Genomic DNA, 19,745 nt, shown 5'->3' on the forward strand with positions numbered 1-19,745 from the left:
GAGGTAAATGTAATGAATCAAACGAACCCGTTATTTTATTTATTCAAAAAATTAACTTGGCCAAAAAAACTAATTGCCATTGCGGTGTGTATATCTTCTTTAGGTAGTTTAACAGGATTACTTGTTCCTTTAGTAACAGGTAAATTAGTCGACAAATTTACCCTAGAAAGTATTAACTGGAATTTTATCGCTATCTTTTTAGGGATTTTTATTATGAACACTTTACTGAGCGGCTTGGGCTTATATTTATTAAGTAAAATTGGAGAAAAAATTATTTACGCCATACGTTCAATGTTATGGCAACATATTACGCATTTAACAATGCCATTTTTTGACAAAAATGAAAGTGGTCAGTTAATGAGTAGGTTAACTGATGATACGAAAGTAATCAATGCTTTTATTTCGCAAAAACTACCAGAGTTGTTGCCATCAGTATTAACTGTTTTAGGTTCTTTTATTATGCTTTTTGTAATGGATTGGCAAATAACGTTAGTAACCTTTATAACGATACCGATATTTATTGGGATTATGATTCCACTTGGGAAAATAATGCAACGTATATCCAAAAAGACACAAGCCGAAATTGCCGATTTTAGCGGTTTGCTTGGACGAGTGTTAACCGAAATGCGTTTAGTTAAGGTAGCAAATACAGAGCGTTTAGAATTAGAAAAAGCAGACAATAATTTACAACGCATTTATGATTTAGGGTTAAAGCAAGCAAAAATCACAGCAATTATCCAACCAATATCTGGACTGGTCATGCTGTTAACGATTACAGTGATTTTAGGTTTCGGCGCATTAAGGGTTACAAGCGGTGCCATTACTGCAGGAACATTAATTGCTATGATTTTCTATGTAGTGCAGTTATCAAGTCCGTTAGTCAATTTATCTACATTAGTAACTGATTATAAAAAAGCTGTGGGAGCGAGTCAGCGTATATATGAGATTATGCAAGAACCTATAGAAGATTTTACTTTGCCTGAAGTAGTTGAAGAATCCCAACATCCATCTTTAATATTCAAAGATGTAACTTTTAAATATGATACGACAACTGTATTGCAAGCGGTGAATTTTGAAATTTTAGCAGGTAAAGTCACAGCTTTTGTAGGGCCATCAGGATCAGGAAAAAGTACAATTTTTAATATTATCGAACGTATGTATGATATTGAGCAAGGCATGATTACATACGGTGATCAATCTATATATAATATCCCTTTAGCTACTTGGCGACATAAAATAGGTTATGTTATGCAAACGAATGCCATGATGAGCGGTACGATACGGGACAATATACTCTATGGTATTAATCATGCTGTTTCTGATGAAGAATTGGAAACGTATGCTAAGATAGCTAATTGTCATGATTTTATTCAAAATCTTGAGCAAGGTTATGATACGTTAGTGGGTGAACGCGGTATTAAATTATCCGGCGGTCAACGTCAACGTATTGATATTGCACGTAGCTTTGTAAAAAACCCGGACATCTTATTGTTAGATGAAGCTACTGCAAATTTAGATAGTGAAAGCGAGCGGAAAATCCAAACCGCATTAGAAGAATTAATGGAGAAGCGGACTACGATAGTGATTGCTCACCGTTTGTCAACGATTCGTAAAGCAGACCAAATTATCTTTTTAGATCAAGGTGTTATCACAGGAAGTGGGACGCATCAAGAATTAATGCAAACACATGAGAAATATCAGCAGTTTGTTGCTACTCAAAACTTAACTGAATAAAACACAGACATTTTGTAAATGCCAAAAGAAATAAATAGCATATACTCGAACATTAAAAAAGTTATTTTATCAAAAATCCTTACATGCTATAATAAGTTAGAATTAACTAGCAAGGTAGAAAATTGAAAAACACAGAAATACAATAAATGAAAACGAATACACTATTTATATTTTAGTGATTAATCATTATTAACTTTTTAGGGACAAGTCAATAATTATAAAGTAAGATGGTTTTTTAATTTGAGTTTGCTTGAGTTCATATATATTGGAATGGTGGGTGTAAAATGTTTTTACTAATTAATATTTTAGGTTTAATTGTTTTCTTAGCGATTGCAGTATTATTTTCAAGAAATCGCAAAGACATACAGTGGACTTCTATCGGTATTTTAGTAATCCTTAATATTGTATTAGCATGGTTCTTTATTTATTTCCCATGGGGGAAAGCAGTAGTACAAGGATTAGCAAACGGAATTGCCTGGATGATTGATTCTGCACATGCAGGTACAGGATTTGCTTTTGCAAGTTGGGTCGAACCTGGTGCAATGGATATGGCAGTTAGTGCCTTATTCCCAATTTTATTAGTTGTACCATTATTTGATATTCTGATGTATTTAAATATTTTACCTAAGTTAATTGGAATGATTGGTTGGGTGTTAGCTAAAATTACGAGACAACCAAAGTTCGAGTCATTCTTTGGTATTGAAATGATGTTTTTAGGAAACACTGAAGCGTTAGCAGTTTCTAGTGAACAATTAAAGCGTATGAATGAAACACGTGTACTAACTATCGCAATGATGTCTATGAGTTCAGTATCTGGGGCTATCGTAGGTGCATACGTGTCGATGGTACCTGGTGATTTAGTGTTAACTGCTATACCATTGAATATCATTAATGCGATTATAATTTCTGCAATTCTTAATCCAGTTACTCTCGAAGATAAAGAGGACATTATATATAGTATTCAAAATAGTGAGATAGAAAAACAACCTTTCTTTTCTTTCTTAGGAGACTCTGTCTTAAATGCAGGGAAATTGATTTTAATTATTATTGCATTTGTCATTAGTTTTGTTGCTTTATCAGATTTAATCGACCGTCTAATTAATGCTGCAACAGGTATTATTGCAACTTGGATCGGTTTAAAAGGTAGTTTTGGTTTAGATCAAATTTTAGGTGTATTTATGTATCCTTTTGCATTATTACTTGGTTTACCGTGGGGAGAAGCATGGATTGTTGCGCAACAAATGGCTAAAAAAATTGTGACCAATGAATTTGTTGTTATGGGAGAAATTAAAGATGTATTGGATTCATATTCACCGCACAGACGTGCAGTGCTTACAACATTCTTAATTTCATTTGCAAACTTCTCTACAATCGGTATGATTGTAGGTACATTAAAAGGAATAGTTGATACGAAGACTTCTGACTTTGTCTCTAAATATGTACCAATGATGTTATTAGCCGGTATTTTAGTATCGTTAATGACAGCAGGATTTGTCGGCTTGTTTGCTTGGTAAGATAAAAGTTGGTGTGATAGTCAATTTTAATAACTGCATAAACACTTTAATACTTAAATTTAAACAGAGCAGCGTTTAGCTGTTCTGTTTTTTTGCATTATAAAAGCCAAGTACGCAGTGTACTTGGCTTTTACGGGAAATGAATTAAATGTATGATATAAGCAAGGACTAGGTACTTATAACATACTTCGAGCAAAAATTTGTTTTTGTTTGTTACTATAAACAACACAAAGGAGATGGCTTCTTATTGTTCTTCAATAAGAAGATAAATAACATTATAGCAAAGGAATAAATATAAGTAAACCGAAAATTCAGAATTTTTAAAATTATGTATCTCAAATTAATTTGTATTCCAGTTAAATGAGGTAGAGTGTTGTGATGTTGGCATTATTTTGCTACTATTCAAGTGATTGAAAATTGAATAGGAGGTTGGTGGGCGTGAATAAAACACTACGTGATATTATATTGGTGATTATAGGATCATTTATTTTTTCTGCGGGTGTCAATACATTTATTATTACAGCTGATTTAGGTGAAGGTGGCGTTACAGGACTTGCCATTGTACTTTACTATGCATACCATATTTCTCCAGGGCTTACGAACTTTGTTTTAAACGCGTTACTTATTGCTGTGGGGTATAAGTTTTTAAGTAGACGTAGTATGCTGTTAACTATTTTGGCGACAGTGTTAATTTCTGTATTTTTAGGATTGACTGAAAGTTGGCAAGTAGATTCTAATAATATTTTAGTTAATGCGATTTTTGGTGGAACGTGTGTAGGTCTAGGTATTGGTGTCATTGTTTTAGCAGGTGGAACGACTGCAGGTACGACTATACTTGCAAGAATAGCTAATAAGTATCTAGATGTTAGTACACCATATGCACTGTTGTTTTTCGACTTAATAGTTGTGCTTATTTCATTAACTGTTATTCCGTTACCTAGTGCATTAGTCACGGTTATATCATTATACATCGGCACTAAAGTTATGGAATTCGTTATCGAAGGTTTAAATACGAAAAAGGCAATGACTATTATTTCACAAAAGCCAGATGAAGTAGCTAAAGTCATAGATGAAAAAGTCGGTCGAGGCTTAACAATTTTAAATGGTCGTGGTTACTTTACTAAAGAAGATAAGGATATTCTGTACGTTGTAATAACAAAAACACAAGTGACTAAAGCCAAGCGCTTAATTAAACAGACAGATGAAGACGCATTTTTAGTCGTTCATGATGTGCGTGACGTTTATGGTAATGGTTTCTTGATAGATGAGCACTAAAGTTAGTGACCGTTGATTACGTCCTAACTTTTGCCAGTAGAATCAAAAAGTAAGTTTTGAAGCGAAAATACGAAATCAAATGTGGACGTTTGGTTTCATATTTTCGCTTTTTCTAGTGTTTATAATTGGTAGACTTACAGATATTAAGCATAGAATTTTATTGTGATTTTATAGTCAATTTCAGTAAAAAATGGTATAATAACACCCGTGATAATGATTATCATTTACGGGATGTAGCAATTAACGCAATAAATGACAATAACAGATAACTTATATATAGAAATTAAGACAATCAATTATAGGTTAAGATAGATGCTTATTAATCAGGAAGAAGGGTAAGTATGACACGTTTAAATGGGAATCAAATTACGATTAGTTATGGAGATAATGTTATAGTCAACAATTTAGATATTACAGTACCAGATGGTCGAATTACTTCTATTATTGGACCGAATGGTTGCGGTAAATCTACATTGTTAAAAGCATTATCACGGTTATTAACGATTTCAAATGGGGAAATTGTGTTAGATGGAGAAAGTATACACAAACAAGCTACTAAAGAATTGGCTAAGAAAATTGCGATATTGCCACAGTCTCCTGAAGTAGCTGATGGGTTAACAGTTGGAGAACTTGTTTCTTATGGTCGTTTTCCACATCAAAAAGGTTTTGGCCGATTATCTGCAGAAGATAAAAAAGAAATCGATTGGGCCATGAAAGTAACAGGCACTGCTGACTTTCAATACCGTGCTATTAACGACTTAAGTGGTGGTCAAAGACAACGTGTGTGGATAGCTATGGCGCTTGCACAACGTACAGATATTATTTTCTTAGATGAACCAACAACATATTTGGACATATCACATCAATTAGAAATTTTAGAATTAATTACCCAGTTAAATCAAGAACAAGGATGTACTATCGTCATGGTATTACATGACATTAACCAAGCAGTGCGTTTTTCTGACTATTTAATAACGATGAAAGATGGCGATATCATTGCTAATGGTGACACCGAGGAAGTATTGACTAAAGATATTCTAGAAAAGGTGTTTAATATTGATGTTGAGATAAGTAGAGATCCACGAACAGGTAAGCCTATGTTAGTCACATATGATTTATGTAAACGTAGCTATTCCCAGGTATAGGAGCATAACGATGACAACGCAAAAAAAGAAAGTTTATAATTTTGCAATTACGATGGCTATAGCTATCGTATTGTTAGTTGTCGCACTCTTTGTATCTATCTTGCTGGGAGAAGCGAAAGTTAATGTGACAACGATATTTGAAGCTATATTTAGCTATGATGTAACGAATCAACAACATAACATTATTAGTGAAATCCGTATCCCGCGCGATATAGGCGCTATTTTAGTTGGTGCTGCTTTGGCAACATCGGGAGCAGTAGTGCAAGGGGTTACGAAAAACGGATTAGCCGATCCAAGTTTAATCGGATTAAATGCAGGCGCATCATTTACTTTGGCGCTGACATTTGCATTGTATCCTAAAGCACCTTTTTTAATGCTCATGGTTGCCGGCTTTGTAGGTGCTATTCTTGGCGGTTTTATCGTATTGATGATTGGACGTTCGCGTAGTGATGGTTTTAATCCTATGCGTATTATTTTAGCGGGTGCAGCAGTTAGTGCGTTTTTAACAGCATTGAGCCAAGGTGTCGCACTGTTTTTTAGGTTGAATCAAGATTTAACATTTTGGAGTGCCGGTGGTGTGTCAGGTACAACATGGCATCAATTAATTTGGGCCATCCCTGTCATTGTTATCGCGTTACTCATTTTAATTACGATAAGTAAACAGTTGACTATATTAAATTTAGGTGAAACTTTAGCACGAGGGCTAGGCCAAAATGTGGCTTTTATACGAGGTATTACTTTAATATTAGCCATGGTATTAGCAGGCGTTGCAGTTGCTATGGTTGGTCAAATAGCCTTTGTCGGTTTAATGGTGCCACATATAGTAAGGTTTTTAGTCGGCACAGATTATGCACGTGTTATTCCTTTAACTGCAGTGTTAGGTGGTTTACTTGTGTTAGTTGCTGATACATTAGCACGTATGATGGGTGAAGCACCTGTAGGAGCAATTATATCGTTTATTGGTGTACCTTACTTTTTATATTTAGTTAAAAAGGGAGGTCGCTTTACATGATTGATCCAAAGTTAAAATATAGACAATGGATTACTTTAATAGTATTCACTGTATTATTAATAATAACTTGTGCATGGAGTATGACTTCTGGTGAATATAAAATGTCATTCGGAACATTTTTTACAACATTATTTGGACAAGGTGCTTATACAGATACATTAATATTACTAGAATTTCGTTTGCCTAGAATGATCATTACTATTTTAGCTGGTGCTGCTTTGGCGATGAGTGGTGCGATCATTCAAAGTGTGACACGTAATCCACTTGCGGAGCCTGGTATTTTAGGGATTAATGCAGGTAGTGGTTTTGTTATTGCACTGTTTATTGTTGTTGGCCAAGTCAATGCTGATAACTTTATTTATGTATTGCCGATTATTAGTATGATTGGTGGTATTTTAACAGCACTTATTATATTTAGCTTCAGCTACAACAAAGGAGAAGGGATAACGCCAGCTAGTATGGTGTTAGTAGGTGTTGGTCTAGCTACAGCTCTTGGTGGTGGTTCATTGACGTTAATGTCTAAATTTGATAAAGATCAATCTGAATTTATGGCTTCTTGGTTTGCTGGTAATATATGGGGAGATGAATGGTCCTTTGTGCTAGCTTTTGTACCGTGGTTAGTGATTATCATACCTATATTACTGCTAAAATCGAACGCGTTAAATTTATTAAATACTAGTCAACATATAGCACAAGGTGTGGGTGTTAGAGTAGATAAGGAACGCTTCATATTACTTATGTTAGCGGTCGTGCTGTCTTCTGCAGCAGTAGCAGTGGCAGGCGCAATTGGTTTTATTGGTTTAATGGGACCACACATTGCTAAATCTATCGTTGGTCCAAGACATCAACTATTTTTACCAATTTCAATTGTTATCGGTGCATTTTTATTACTCGTTTCTGATACTATTGGTCAGGTTATCTTACAACCTTCTGGCATACCAGCTGGTATCGTCGTAGCTATTATTGGAGCACCATACTTCTTATATTTAATGTACAAATCTAAAATGGTTTAAAATAAAAAGACTAAGTGTATGTGATAGAAATCTAGTTTTATAAGATTTCAAAATTATATACGTTTAGTCTTTTTTTAATTTTAATTATTAGCGTTTGCTGAAAAATGTAGGGTATACTAAGTGCAAATAGTGTTTAATCTAAAGGGGGAGCTTTAAATGAAAAAGCTAATCAAAGAGAAAACTGACTACTTAGCTGATATGCTTGCTGGCATGAAGATAGCAAATGATGATATAGATATTATTGCAGATACGGTCGTAGTAAGAAAAAATAAAAAAACTGAAGGAGTTGCTATTGTTTCAGGCGGTGGTAGTGGACATGAACCAGCACATGCAGGTTACGTTACAGACGGTATGTTAGATGCTGCAGTATGTGGAGAGATATTTACTTCACCGACACCAGATAAAATATTAAGTGCAATAAAAGCAGTCGACACTGGTCAAGGTGTATTGTTAATTGTTAAAAATTATGCTGGTGATGTTATGAACTTTGAAATGGCACAAGATATGGCTGCGATGGAAGACATTGAGGTTGCCACTGTTATAGTTAAAGATGATGTAGCTGTTGAGGAACCGTCACAACGCAGAGGTGTAGCTGGTACTGTATTGGCACATAAATATGCAGGATATTTAGCTGAACAAGGCACCGATTTACACTCGTTACAATCTCGAGTACAGACCTTTGTAGATAGTGTTAAAAGTATAGGCATGGCGCTAACACCACCTATGGTACCAACTACAGGTCAATATGGATTTGATATTGATGCAGATGAAATAGAACTTGGTATTGGTATTCATGGTGAAAAAGGTTTGTCTAAAGAGCCTGTTCAACCAGTTGATACTATAGTAAGCCATTTATTACAACCGTTGTTAGCTGAAATAGAGACGGATGATGTTATCGTAATGGTCAATGGCATGGGTGGTACACCTATTTCTGAATTAAACATTGTCACAAAATATGTCTCTGAATACTGTGAAGCCAAAAATCTAGCTGTGAAACATTGGCTTGTTGGAGATTATATGACGTCACTTGATATGCAAGGTTTTTCAATTACATTGGCACCATATTCAGAAACAGTTTTAACCGCGTTAACGCAAACAACAGCAAGTCGTTACTTTAATTAAGGAGGCAACCCAATGAATGCTGAAACGTTAAAAATGAATTTATTAGCATTAGTTGATACATTTGAAACTCAAGAAGAAAGCTTAACACAATTAGATAGAGCAATTGGCGATGGAGATCATGGTGTAAATATGCTTCGTGGTTTTCGAGCATTACCTGATAATTTAGATGATTCATCAGTTTCCACTATCTTGAAATCGACAGGTATGACGTTAATGTCTCATATCGGAGGAGCTTCTGGGCCTTTATATGGTTTTAGTTTTGTCAAAATGGCACAGGTAGCAGGTGATGAAATTACTCCGAATAATTTAAGCGAGGTTCTACAAGCATTCTCAGATGCAATAGCACAAAGAGGTAAAGTAGAACTCAATGAGAAAACAATGTTTGACGTAATTGAACGTGCCAGACTGGCTGTGGACAATGGTGAGTCCATAACATTTGAAAAACTACAAACTTTTGCTGACGATACTAAAGAAATGATTGCTACCAAAGGACGAGCAGCATACTTTAAAGAGGATTCTAAAGGACATGTGGATCCGGGCGCTCAAAGTAGTGTATATGTTTTAAATGCATTGATTGGAGATGAATAATATGACATCAATTATTCTTGTGAGTCATAGTGAAAAGATTGCAGAAGGAACTAAAGATCTATTAAGTCAAATGGCCTCAGGTGTTAATGTAGTAGCTCAAGGTGGTATTAATGGTGAAATAGGGACATCTTTTGATGATATTCACCAACTTTTAAATGGCTTAAACGATGATGCGATATGTTTTTATGACATTGGTTCAGCTGAAATGAATTTAGATATGGCTATTGAAATGTATAATGGCAAGAACCAGATGATAAAAGTAGATGCCCCGATTGTTGAAGGAAGTTTTACGGCTGCAGTTAAATTATCTGTTGGAGGCACGTTGGAAGACACAATTGAAGAAGTAAAAAATCATTTCAGTTAAAGATTTTTGTCTATTGCTAGTAGAAAAAGTCTTTAATATAACTTGTGAAATTAAAATTGTTAAAAAAGTAGTTTCTTAAATGAATATGTACGCGGAATATGGTAAAATAAAAATCAATTGTAAAAAGAATCTGGGTATAGGAGGACATTGCCATGCAAGATTTAATAAAGAAACATGTCTTAAGCGGCCAATTCGAGTCAGTTAGAAGATTAATGTCCGAGACAGATTTTATGGAATTTGAAGAAGCGTATATTTCAAGTGCTCATGAGGTAGAAAGTATCATGTTTTATACTTGTATTTTAGATATGATGAAACATGAAGAAACACCAGAAATGCACGATTTAGCGTTTTTACTTTTAGTTTACCCCTTGAGTGACCTAGAAGGTGCATTAGATTCAGCGTATTATCATGCAGAATCATCCATAAATCTTTCCGACGGTAAAGAAGTAAAGAGTTTATTACAAATGTTGTTATTACATGCAGTACCTGAACCAGTCATATCTGATAAAGAAGCATTCGATATCTCAAGAAAAATTTTAAAGCTTGATCCCAATAATAGTGTAGCGCGTAATGTCTTAAAAGAAACAGCGAAAAGAATGGATAACGTTGTTGTTGATTTTAATGAACTAAACCGTTCGAGAGTGGCAGATCAATAAGTAATATTATAGTGATGATAAAAATATACGCACGTATCGATTTCAGTAGGTACATGCGTATATTTTTATTTTGTCAGTAAAGTAATTGTGCAATGTGTCTTCGAGTATTACAAATTTAAATGTCTGATGAGGTAGAGTACAGCAACGTTTGTAGCGATTTATAGCAGGTGTATTAAAGCCGTCCAATATTAAATGTTAGTGTTTAAAACTTTAGGGAAGTAATATTGTGTGCGTTGCAAAAAAAATATAGTGCGTTATAATATATCACTATATGACATTTAAGGAGGTATTTTTTTAATGGGGCTTAACAAAGAAGCCATTAAAATAGGATTTGCCTACGTAGGTATAGTCGTAGGCGCTGGATTTTCAACAGGACAAGAGGTAATGCAATTCTTCACGGGATTTGGATTATGGTCCTACATAGGTGTTATTTTATCAGGATTAATATTAGGATTTATTGGGCGCCAAGTTGCCAAGATAGGTACTGCATTTGACGCTCAAAATCATGAATCTACGTTAGAGTATTTATTTGGCAAGGGACTAAACAAATTTATTGATTATGTACTTATATTTTTCTTGTTTGGTATTTCTGTAACAATGATTGCAGGTGCAGGATCAACATTTGAAGAAAGCTATGGTATACCAACGTGGTTAGGTGCATTAATCATGATCATTGCAATTTATGTGACTTTATTAATGGACTTTAACAAGATTGTACGTGCACTTGGTTTCGTAACGCCATTTTTAATTATTTTAGTAGTTATTATCGCGATATTCTATTTATTTAATGGTTCCATTCCGTTAAATAAAGTGAATGAAACAGTACCAAATGCTAGTCTGTGGAAAGGTATTCTCTATGGTATTAATTATGGTGGCTTAGCGTTTGCAGTTGGTTTTAGTACAATTGTTGCGATTGGCGGAGATGCATCTAAACGAAGTGTCTCAGGTAGAGGAGCATTATTTGGTGGTATTGTATACACTGTACTGTTAGCATTGATTAACTTTGCATTGCAGTCAGAGTACCCTATGATTAAAGATGCATCAATTCCTACATTAACATTGGCAAATGAAATTCATCCGTTGATAGGTATTGTATTATCTGTCATTATGTTAGCCGTTATGTATAATACTATTTTAGGTTTGATGTATTCATTTGCTGCACGTTTTACAGAACCATACAGTAAAAAATACCATATTTTCATTATCGTTATGGTACTCGTAGCATATGGATTAAGCTTTGTTGGCTTTGCTGGTTTAATTAATTTCTTATATCCACTTATGGGAGCTATTGGATTAATTGTTGTAATATCTGTGTTAATTAAATACGTTATACGTAAAAAACAAAACAAAAAATATATTGCGTAAAAAGCATATAAAGTGTGCGTTTAGCACAGGCTTATTAGTACAAAAAACAGTTAACTGAAGTGAAAAGCAGGCTGTAAATCATTGTTGATTTTACTACATCTAAAATACTAAATGTGATACAATTCACCCGAAAGGGAAGGTCAAACATGAAAAATAAACACAAATGGGTGATTTTAACTACACTTGTAATTATAATAGTGGCCTGTGTAATTGGCCTGCTGTTGAAAAAACATTTCGAACAGCAACATTCACAAGAAGTTAAAGAAAAGGTACAAATTAATAATAAAAATGTAAATGCGTTTACTAATATTACGTATAGTAAAGGATGGCCTAATAGTAGGCTTGATATACTCACACCGACAGATTTAGATCATGATAATAAATTACCAATCGTATTTTGGATGCACGGTGGTGGCTTTATTGCAGGTGATAAGCAGTATAAAAATCCTTTATTATCAAAAATAGCTGAACAAGGATATATTGTTGTTAATATTAATTATGCATTGGCACCAGACTACAAATATCCAAATCAACTTCATCAAATTGATCAAGCTATTCAATTTATAAAAAGAAATAAACATGAATTGCCAATCGATTTTGATCAAGTCATATTTGGTGGTGACTCAGCTGGGGCACAAATGTCTAGTCAATATACAGCAATACAAACTAATGAAAGTTTACGTGATGAAATGAAATTTAAACAACAGTTTGAGGCAGACCAGTTAAAAGCAGCTATATTTTTTGGTGGTTTTTATGATATGAAGACAGTCAAAGCTACTGAATTCCCAAGGATACAGTTATTTATGGAAAGTTACACAGGCGAGCGTAAGTGGGAGCAACAATTTAAGAACTTATCTCAAATGTCTACAATTAACCAATTAACTGAAGATTATCCACCGACTTTTTTATCTGTAGGTGATGCAGATCCATTTTACAGTCAAAACATTGAATTCTATAAAAAATTAAAACAGGAAGACATTCCTGTTGATAAACTGTTTTATGATGGTAGCCATAAGTTGAGACATCAATATCAATTCCATTTAGATTTACCAGAATCTAAACAAAATATGAAATCGGTATTGTCATTTCTAAGTAGAAATACGAGCGCATCAGGGGTTGAAACTGAAGTGAATAGCGAAGATAGTAATCCCAATGGTGTAGACTTAAATCCATATTAAGACAGAAAAAGACCAGCTAACTAAATCAGTGTTAGCTGGTCTTTTGTTAGTGTATACTACACATAGGTAAGCATCACTGACTAATCTCCCTTAGAGTAGAAGTTTTGCTAAAATATACTGGTTGTAATAACGATCATCTATAAAGAGTTTATCTTTTAGTTCACCTTCTATTTGATAACCAGTAGACTTAAACATTTCTAAAGCAGTAGTATTTTCAGTGACAACTGCCACTTCAATACGACGGATATCATGATTAAGACACCAAGCTTCTACAGCATTTATTAACGCCTGTCCAAGTCCCTTGGCGCGATAATATTTAACGACACCCATGGAAAATTGAGCTTCGTGACGTGCGCGTGCTAAGTTCTCTGTCGTAACGGTAGCGAAGCCAACAAGTTCGTCATTATTCTCGGCTACAAAAATGGTATTAGTCGGTGACGTGATAAAATGCTCTAGTTTGCTTAATGCATCTGTCGTAGATGGTGCATATTCACCTGGATTATAAAGCATATAATCAGATTCATCATAAATAGTTTTAAGTAAAGTGACAAACGGTTGAACATCGTTAATGCCAATTTCTCTTATTTGATGAGCCATGTTTACACGTACCTCATTTCTCTTTAGTTTAGATTCATTATAATATAAATTAGAATTATAATCTTTAGTTTTTCAAAAAATATACAAAATAATTACAATTATTAAGGAGTGTTTTAATGAAACCAAATGTTTTACTTGCTGGTGTGACAGGCTATATTGGGAAAAATCTAATACCTGCAATAAAAAATGATGCCCAATTATTCACGCTGTCAAAATACCCGAAAGAGCAAGATATACAAGAGGTAACGTGGTTGAAAAAAGATATTTATAATTATCATGATGTCGTTGCAGCAATGCAGAACATAGATATAGCAATATTTTATCTTGACCCTACAAAACATTCTGCTAAACTCACACAAGCGAGCGCTAAAGATATGAATAGACTCGCCTCTGATAACTTTGGAAGAGCTGCAGCAGCTAACAAAGTACAAAAAATTATTTACATTCCAGGTAGTATATTTGATAACGAAACGATAGCGAGGTTATCAGCATATGGTGTAACAGTTGAAACTACAGAACATAGAGTTGAAAGGCCAACAGTAGCAGTAGAATTACAAGTTTCTAAATATGATGATGTTAGGTCAGCGATGAGTATTCAATTACCTATGCATTGGACATTAGAACAGTTGGTTCAATATTATATTTCATGGATAAATCAGACACGAGGTACGTTTATGTATAGTTATCAAGTTAAAGATGACTATATTATTTATCGGAAAAATAAACAGAAGCCGCTATTAGTGCTTCATAAACATCAAACCTCTGATGATATTATTACGTTACACTTAGTAGGTGGTACTTTAGTAAAGCCTAATGCCAAAAAGCAAGGGAAATTAGAGTTTCGTAAACTTAGAGGTACTACAGAAGTAATGGTACATTTGTTTGATTATATACCTAGATTAGTATGGCCAGTCTATTACTTGTGCCAAGCACCTATTCAAAGTTTGATGATGCGTGGATTTGAAATTGATTGTCGTATTAAAAATTTCCAAGGTCGCATACAAGCTGGTGAAGATATCAAATACACTAAATAAAGAAAGGAGTATTAGACGTTGAAGATTTTATTAGTAGAGGACGATGAGACGTTGTTTGAGTCTTTAAGTCAAACGCTCCAACAATGGGATTTTGAAGTAGAAGGTATTGCTGATTTTGACGATGTTATGACTACTGTAGAAGCGGTACAACCAGAAATTATTATTATGGATATTAAATTACCAAAATTTGATGGATTTCATTGGACGAGAAAGATTCGACAAAACTCTAATGTACCTATAGTATTTTTATCTTCTAAGGATAGCCCAATGGACCAAGTTATGAGTATGGAGCTTGGAGCCGATGATTTTATTCAAAAGCCGTTTAATACGAACGTCTTAATCGCTAAAATACAAGCAATTTATAGAAGAGTCTATGAATTTGATATTTCAGAGAAAAGTATTTTAATGTGGCAACAAGCCAAGCTTGATTTAACAAAAGATAGCATTAGTCAGCATGATACTGAGATTTATCTGTCTAAAACAGAAATGATTATATTGTCTATGTTAGTGCGTAAACAAAATCAAATTGTGACACGCGATACACTTATAACTGCATTATGGGATGATGAGGCATTCGTCAGTGATAATACTTTAACAGTGAATGTTAATCGATTGCGAAAAAAATTAGCTGATATTGATATGAATGAGCAAATAGAAACTAAAGTTGGCAGAGGTTATTTAGCACATGGATAATATCATTTTATTTGGGCTATTTGTAAAAAGTCGCGTTCGTTGGATATTGTGGATTATACTACTGCATGTAATTTTAATAGGATTAGCTTATTTGGATTATAATATAGATGTAGCGAGTGTCTTATTTATTGTGTGGGTAAATTTAGGTTTGACAGCATTATTCATAATATTTTCCTTTTTTAAAGAAGCAAAATTTATTAAGCATCTTAGGAATAATAAAGAAATTGAAGAACTTGTACATAAAAATTTGGCAAGTACACCATTTCAACAAGAAGTAGTGAATTATTTTCAAACTAAAATTGCGAATCAGAAGGCGTTGGTCACACAACAGACTAAACAAATTAAAGACTACGAACAATCTTTAACGACGTTTATTCACGACATTAAAACACCTGTTACTACTTTAGATTTAATAATTAATAAAGTGGATGACCCAACACAAAAATTTGCTTTAATGCGGGAATGGACTAGAATTAATGAGATGTTAGATATGCAACTCTATTTAACACGCTTAGATTCAAGACAAAAAGATATATTTTTTGAATATGCCGCATTGAAGCCACTCATCATTGATGAAATTCAGTTAACACGCTATATTAGTCAAACACGTGGTATTGATTTTGAGCTAACAGTTGATTCAGAGATCAAAGTATATACAGATACAAAGTGGTGCAAAATGCTAATTAGACAAGTATTATCTAATGCTATTAAATATAGTGAACAGAGTACAATTTCAATTACAGCAACTGTAGAAGCTAACCAAATACAGTTACAAATTGCAGATCGAGGCATAGGTATTAGCCAGAGAGATATTAAACGTGTTTTCGACCGCGGATTTACGTCTACACAACGTCAAAATGCTACAAATGCAACTGGTCTCGGATTGTATTTAGTCAATCAAATTAAAGATACATTGAATTTACACGTAGAAATTGACTCTGTAGTTGATCAAGGTACTACAGTAACGATTATCTTTCCAGAACAAAATACTGTTATTAAACGCATGAGTGAACAGAAAATTTAAAATAGTTATGATATATTTTTAAATGAATGAAATGATAAGTTAAAAATTAAATGTAAAATATATTTAACTTGATTTTTGAATAATTTGCGAGAACGTTATGATAATTCTTATAAATCAATGAGTTGGGAATATAATATTTATTTAGAATGTTAAGAATTTGTAAATTCAATTGTGGAATTGTAAATTTTGTGCTATTTTCAAATAAGGCAAATTGACATTTGTGAGCTTTTTTAAGCTTGAACACTTAAAAATATTTACAAAAAATTTACATACTTTGGTAACGGCACGTAAATATAACACATGGGGTTAATCTTACAAATTTCTATTTGGCTACTAAGTTTTAACTTTTAAAATTTTTTGATGATAATAAATAATCATCGTATACGGAGGATTTTTTGAATGTTTAATAAGAAAAAAGATAAATTCATGGTTCAACTAGAAGAAATGGTATTTAATCTAGATAGAGCAGCGATTGAATTTGGTAAAATGGATTTTAACACGCATTTGGATCTTAAGGCATACTCAGACAATATTAAAACTTATGAGTCACATGGTGATGAATTAATGCATCAAGTGATCTCGGATTTAAACCAAACATTCATTACGCCAATTGAACGTGAAGACATTCTTTCTTTATGTAATGCGATTGACGATGTGTTAGATGCTATAGAAGAAACATCAGGTATGTTTGAAATGTATTCAATCGAATATACCGACGAATATATGGCGGAATTTGCAGATAATATACAAAAAGCCATTGCAGAAATGAAACTAGCAGTAGGCTTATTAGTAGAAAAGAAACTTTCACATATGCGTATTCATTCAATTAATATCAAAGAATTCGAAACTAATTGTGACGGTATTTTAAGACAATCTATTAAACATATTTTTAATAGTGAAACTGACCCGATCACACTTATTAAAATTAAAGAAATATATGAAAGTATGGAAGAAATTGCAGATAAATGTCAAGTTGTGGCAAATAATTTTGAAACAATAATTATGAAAAATAGCTAAGGAGTCCTAACTTATGGAATATATTTTAATCATCACAGTAGCTATCGTAATTTTTTCACTAATATTTGACTTTATCAATGGTTTCCATGATACAGCCAATGCTGTTGCTACTGCAGTTTCGACACGTGCATTAACGCCTAAAACAGCAATTTTTCTAGCGGCTATTATGAACTTTATTGGTGCGTTAACGTTTACTGGGGTTGCAGGTACGATTACTAAAGATATCGTAGATCCGTTTAAGTTACAAAATGGGCTAGTTGTAGTGTTAGCTGCTATTTTAGCGGCTATAGTATGGAATTTGGTTACATGGTATTACGGTATACCTAGTTCATCATCACATGCGTTAATTGGTTCTATTGCAGGTGCAGCAATTGCATCTCAAGGATCATTTGCAGTGTTGCATTATGAAGGATTTATCAAAATTATAATTGTATTATTAGTTTCACCAGTTATCGCATTTATGGTAGGTTTTATCATTTATTCGATAGTTAAAGTTGTTTTCAAGAATGCCAATTTAACAAAAACTAACCGTAATTTTAGATTTTTCCAAATTTTCACGGCATCATTACAATCATTCTCACATGGTACGAATGATGCGCAAAAATCTATGGGTATTATTACATTGGCGCTTATTGTAGCTAACGTTCAAACAAGTGGTGTAGAACCACAGTTATGGGTAAAAGTTTCTTGTGCGGCTGCAATGGGACTTGGTACAGCAGTAGGTGGTTGGAAAATTATAAAAACTGTTGGTGGTAACATTATGAAAATTCGCCCAGCGAATGGGGCAGCGGCTGACTTGTCTTCAGCACTTACAATTTTCGTAGCATCATCATTACATTTCCCACTATCTACAACACATGTTGTGTCTTCATCTATTTTAGGTGTCGGTTCTTCAAATCGTATTAAAGGTGTGAAGTGGAATACAGCACAACGTATGATTGTTACATGGGTAATTACATTACCGATTTCTGCATTACTAGCAGCATTAGTATATTTTGTATTAAATATTGTAATTTAGTTATTATGAGCTGAGGAATTTATTCCCCAGCTTTTTTAGATAAAAATAAGGTTGGACATAAATTTCCAAATTCAAAATAAGAGGACCAATCATTGATATGGATTGGTCCTCTTAGACTGTCGATAAAGTCTCTGATTTTGTTGGCAGTTTTTTTGTGCACGCTTTTCGCGAGTACTGCCTCAGCTAGCAGTCTTTAGCTAATGCTTTTCCCACAGGAATCGAAATAAACCACTGCCAATAGTATAATATATAAATTTAAATTATATGATTTTGACCGTGCATGCTTGTCTGGGGGATGGTTCGAGCCTGTAGTCTCTCAACCATACTATTACCCCGGGCGTCAGCACGTTACAAAACCGGTACAAATTATATTTTGTTATTCAAAATAAGGCTCTTTGAAAACAAATAGTAATCAAGAATTATAAATAGAAATATTTCAAAAAACTAATAAAACGTCAATTTCTATATCTTCTCAATAGAAATTGACGTTTGTTTTTTGTCAGAGATAGTTATGTCTCAGACTTATTTAGTTATTGTATGTTGAGCTTATTCTTAATGAATATAATTGTAACTTGAAACTTGTGAAGCTGGAATTGTACGATAATCCACTGTGCCTGGTGGTGTATTATAATTCATTTCTGAAATTAACAAACTGCCATCAGGATTAATGCGTTCAACATAAGCCACATGTCCCATAGGACCTTCATAGTTTTGCATAATTGAACCAACAGCTGCAGTGTTGTTTACAGTGTATCCGTCAGCAGATGCTGCAGATGCCCAATTATTAGCGTTCCACCAATATGTACTAATTGGTTGTCCAGTTTCGGCACGACGATTAAAGACATGCCATGTACATTGTCCCCAGTCGTATAAATTTTGATCGCTTGAAGCTTGTGAAGTATTAGTTGGTGTAGATGTGCTTCCGCCACCGCCACCAGTGCCGTCTGAACCACCTGGAATTTGTAATGTTTGATTTGGATAAATAATATAACCATTTAAATTATTAGCAGAAACAATTTCATCAACAGAAACGCCGTACTTATTCGCAATGATTGCTAACGTTTCTCCAGATTGTACAGTATGGCTTGAGCCACCAGAAGCTTCCGAAGAAGTATTTGAACTTTGGCTACTATCACTGCTGCCACTTCCACCAATTTCAATAACTTGTCCTGGAAATACCATATTATTACTAATATTATTATTTTGTTTGATTTCGTCTACAGAAGTATTGTATTGTTGAGCGATTGTCCAAAGAGACTCACCAGATTTAACAGTATGCTGCGTAGATGCTTCTGCATCATGATTTGCTAAAACTGCGGCAGTCCCTGATGCAGCTGTAACTGCAAATGCTAATTTTTTCAAAAGTACTCCTCCTTTTATGTCGTTTAATGTCGAC

General features: G+C 33.8%; 19 protein-coding genes. 17 read left to right on the forward strand and 2 right to left on the reverse strand.

Going from position 1 to position 19,745, the window contains the following annotated elements; all coding sequences use genetic code 11:
- Nucleotides 1-12: 12 nt before the first annotated feature.
- The 12 genes from CD036_RS04005 (at nt 13) to CD036_RS04060 (ending at nt 12,966) form a co-directional block, all read left to right on the forward strand.
- The gene (locus CD036_RS04005) at nt 13-1,734 is read left to right on the forward strand and encodes an ABC transporter ATP-binding protein (protein ID WP_103388038.1); all 1,722 of its coding nucleotides are present in this window, start codon (nt 13-15) and stop codon (nt 1,732-1,734) included.
- 284 nt (nt 1,735-2,018) lie between these two features.
- On the forward strand, nt 2,019-3,248 hold the full coding sequence (locus CD036_RS04010) for a NupC/NupG family nucleoside CNT transporter (protein ID WP_002508965.1): 1,230 nt from the start codon (nt 2,019-2,021) through the stop codon (nt 3,246-3,248).
- A 438-nt stretch (nt 3,249-3,686) separates the two neighbouring features.
- Nucleotides 3,687-4,523, forward strand: coding sequence for a YitT family protein (locus CD036_RS04015; protein WP_002508964.1), 837 nt, complete (start codon nt 3,687-3,689; stop codon nt 4,521-4,523).
- 341 nt (nt 4,524-4,864) lie between these two features.
- Nucleotides 4,865-5,668 carry an ABC transporter ATP-binding protein gene (locus tag CD036_RS04020; RefSeq protein WP_002508963.1) on the forward strand — a complete coding sequence of 268 codons (804 nt, stop codon included), beginning with the start codon at nt 4,865-4,867 and terminating at the stop codon, nt 5,666-5,668.
- Nucleotides 5,669-5,720: 52 nt separating this feature from the next.
- Nucleotides 5,721-6,680, forward strand: a complete 960-nt coding sequence (locus CD036_RS04025; RefSeq protein WP_369946178.1) for a FecCD family ABC transporter permease — start codon at nt 5,721-5,723, stop codon at nt 6,678-6,680.
- On the forward strand, nt 6,677-7,693 hold the full coding sequence (locus tag CD036_RS04030) for a FecCD family ABC transporter permease (RefSeq protein ID WP_103388040.1): 1,017 nt from the start codon (nt 6,677-6,679) through the stop codon (nt 7,691-7,693). Before CD036_RS04025 ends, CD036_RS04030 begins: the two co-directional genes overlap by 4 nt.
- Nucleotides 7,694-7,849: 156 nt before the next feature.
- A complete protein-coding gene (dhaK, locus tag CD036_RS04035) occupies nt 7,850-8,815 on the forward strand; it encodes a dihydroxyacetone kinase subunit DhaK (RefSeq protein ID WP_103388041.1) in 966 nt (321 codons plus the stop codon).
- Nucleotides 8,816-8,827: 12 nt separating this feature from the next.
- Nucleotides 8,828-9,403: a dihydroxyacetone kinase subunit DhaL gene (gene dhaL, locus CD036_RS04040; protein WP_103388042.1), complete on the forward strand. Its 576-nt coding sequence runs from the start codon at nt 8,828-8,830 to the stop codon at nt 9,401-9,403.
- Nucleotide 9,404: 1 nt separating this feature from the next.
- On the forward strand, nt 9,405-9,767 hold the full coding sequence (gene dhaM, locus CD036_RS04045; RefSeq protein WP_103388043.1) for a dihydroxyacetone kinase phosphoryl donor subunit DhaM: 363 nt from the start codon (nt 9,405-9,407) through the stop codon (nt 9,765-9,767).
- A 152-nt stretch (nt 9,768-9,919) separates the two neighbouring features.
- Nucleotides 9,920-10,423, forward strand: coding sequence for a hypothetical protein (locus CD036_RS04050; RefSeq protein ID WP_021459169.1), 504 nt, complete (start codon nt 9,920-9,922; stop codon nt 10,421-10,423).
- Between the two features lie 297 nt (nt 10,424-10,720).
- Nucleotides 10,721-11,788 carry a YkvI family membrane protein gene (locus CD036_RS04055; RefSeq protein ID WP_103388044.1) on the forward strand — a complete coding sequence of 356 codons (1,068 nt, stop codon included), beginning with the start codon at nt 10,721-10,723 and terminating at the stop codon, nt 11,786-11,788.
- Nucleotides 11,789-11,934: 146 nt separating this feature from the next.
- A complete protein-coding gene (locus CD036_RS04060; protein WP_002508956.1) occupies nt 11,935-12,966 on the forward strand; it encodes an alpha/beta hydrolase in 1,032 nt (343 codons plus the stop codon).
- A gap of 90 nt (nt 12,967-13,056) precedes the next feature.
- Here the strand turns inward: CD036_RS04060 and CD036_RS04065 are convergent, their stop codons facing one another.
- Nucleotides 13,057-13,563 (reverse strand): GNAT family N-acetyltransferase, encoded by a 507-nt coding sequence (locus CD036_RS04065; RefSeq protein ID WP_002508955.1) that lies wholly within the window; start codon nt 13,561-13,563, stop codon nt 13,057-13,059.
- A gap of 116 nt (nt 13,564-13,679) precedes the next feature.
- Between CD036_RS04065 and CD036_RS04070 the strand changes: the two genes are divergently transcribed.
- The 5 genes from CD036_RS04070 (at nt 13,680) to CD036_RS04090 (ending at nt 18,349) form a co-directional block, all read left to right on the forward strand.
- Entirely contained in the window at nt 13,680-14,597 is a 918-nt protein-coding gene (locus CD036_RS04070) for a Rossmann-fold NAD(P)-binding domain-containing protein (protein ID WP_103388045.1), read from the forward strand.
- 18 nt (nt 14,598-14,615) lie between these two features.
- On the forward strand, nt 14,616-15,290 hold the full coding sequence (locus CD036_RS04075; RefSeq protein ID WP_002508953.1) for a response regulator transcription factor: 675 nt from the start codon (nt 14,616-14,618) through the stop codon (nt 15,288-15,290).
- Entirely contained in the window at nt 15,283-16,314 is a 1,032-nt protein-coding gene (locus CD036_RS04080; RefSeq protein WP_002508952.1) for a sensor histidine kinase, read from the forward strand. The genes CD036_RS04075 and CD036_RS04080 overlap by 8 nt, the downstream gene beginning before the upstream one ends.
- Before the next feature lie 399 nt (nt 16,315-16,713).
- Nucleotides 16,714-17,331: a DUF47 domain-containing protein gene (locus CD036_RS04085; protein ID WP_002508951.1), complete on the forward strand. Its 618-nt coding sequence runs from the start codon at nt 16,714-16,716 to the stop codon at nt 17,329-17,331.
- A 13-nt stretch (nt 17,332-17,344) separates the two neighbouring features.
- Nucleotides 17,345-18,349: an inorganic phosphate transporter gene (locus CD036_RS04090; RefSeq protein WP_002508950.1), complete on the forward strand. Its 1,005-nt coding sequence runs from the start codon at nt 17,345-17,347 to the stop codon at nt 18,347-18,349.
- Nucleotides 18,350-18,901: 552 nt separating this feature from the next.
- Here the strand turns inward: CD036_RS04090 and CD036_RS04095 are convergent.
- Nucleotides 18,902-19,711, reverse strand: coding sequence for a LysM peptidoglycan-binding domain-containing protein (locus CD036_RS04095; protein WP_002508949.1), 810 nt, complete (start codon nt 19,709-19,711; stop codon nt 18,902-18,904).
- Nucleotides 19,712-19,745 lie beyond the last annotated feature (34 nt).

Origin of the sequence: Staphylococcus arlettae, from assembly GCF_002902345.1 — a bacterium.
GTDB classification, from domain to species: Bacteria; Bacillota; Bacilli; order Staphylococcales; family Staphylococcaceae; genus Staphylococcus; species Staphylococcus arlettae.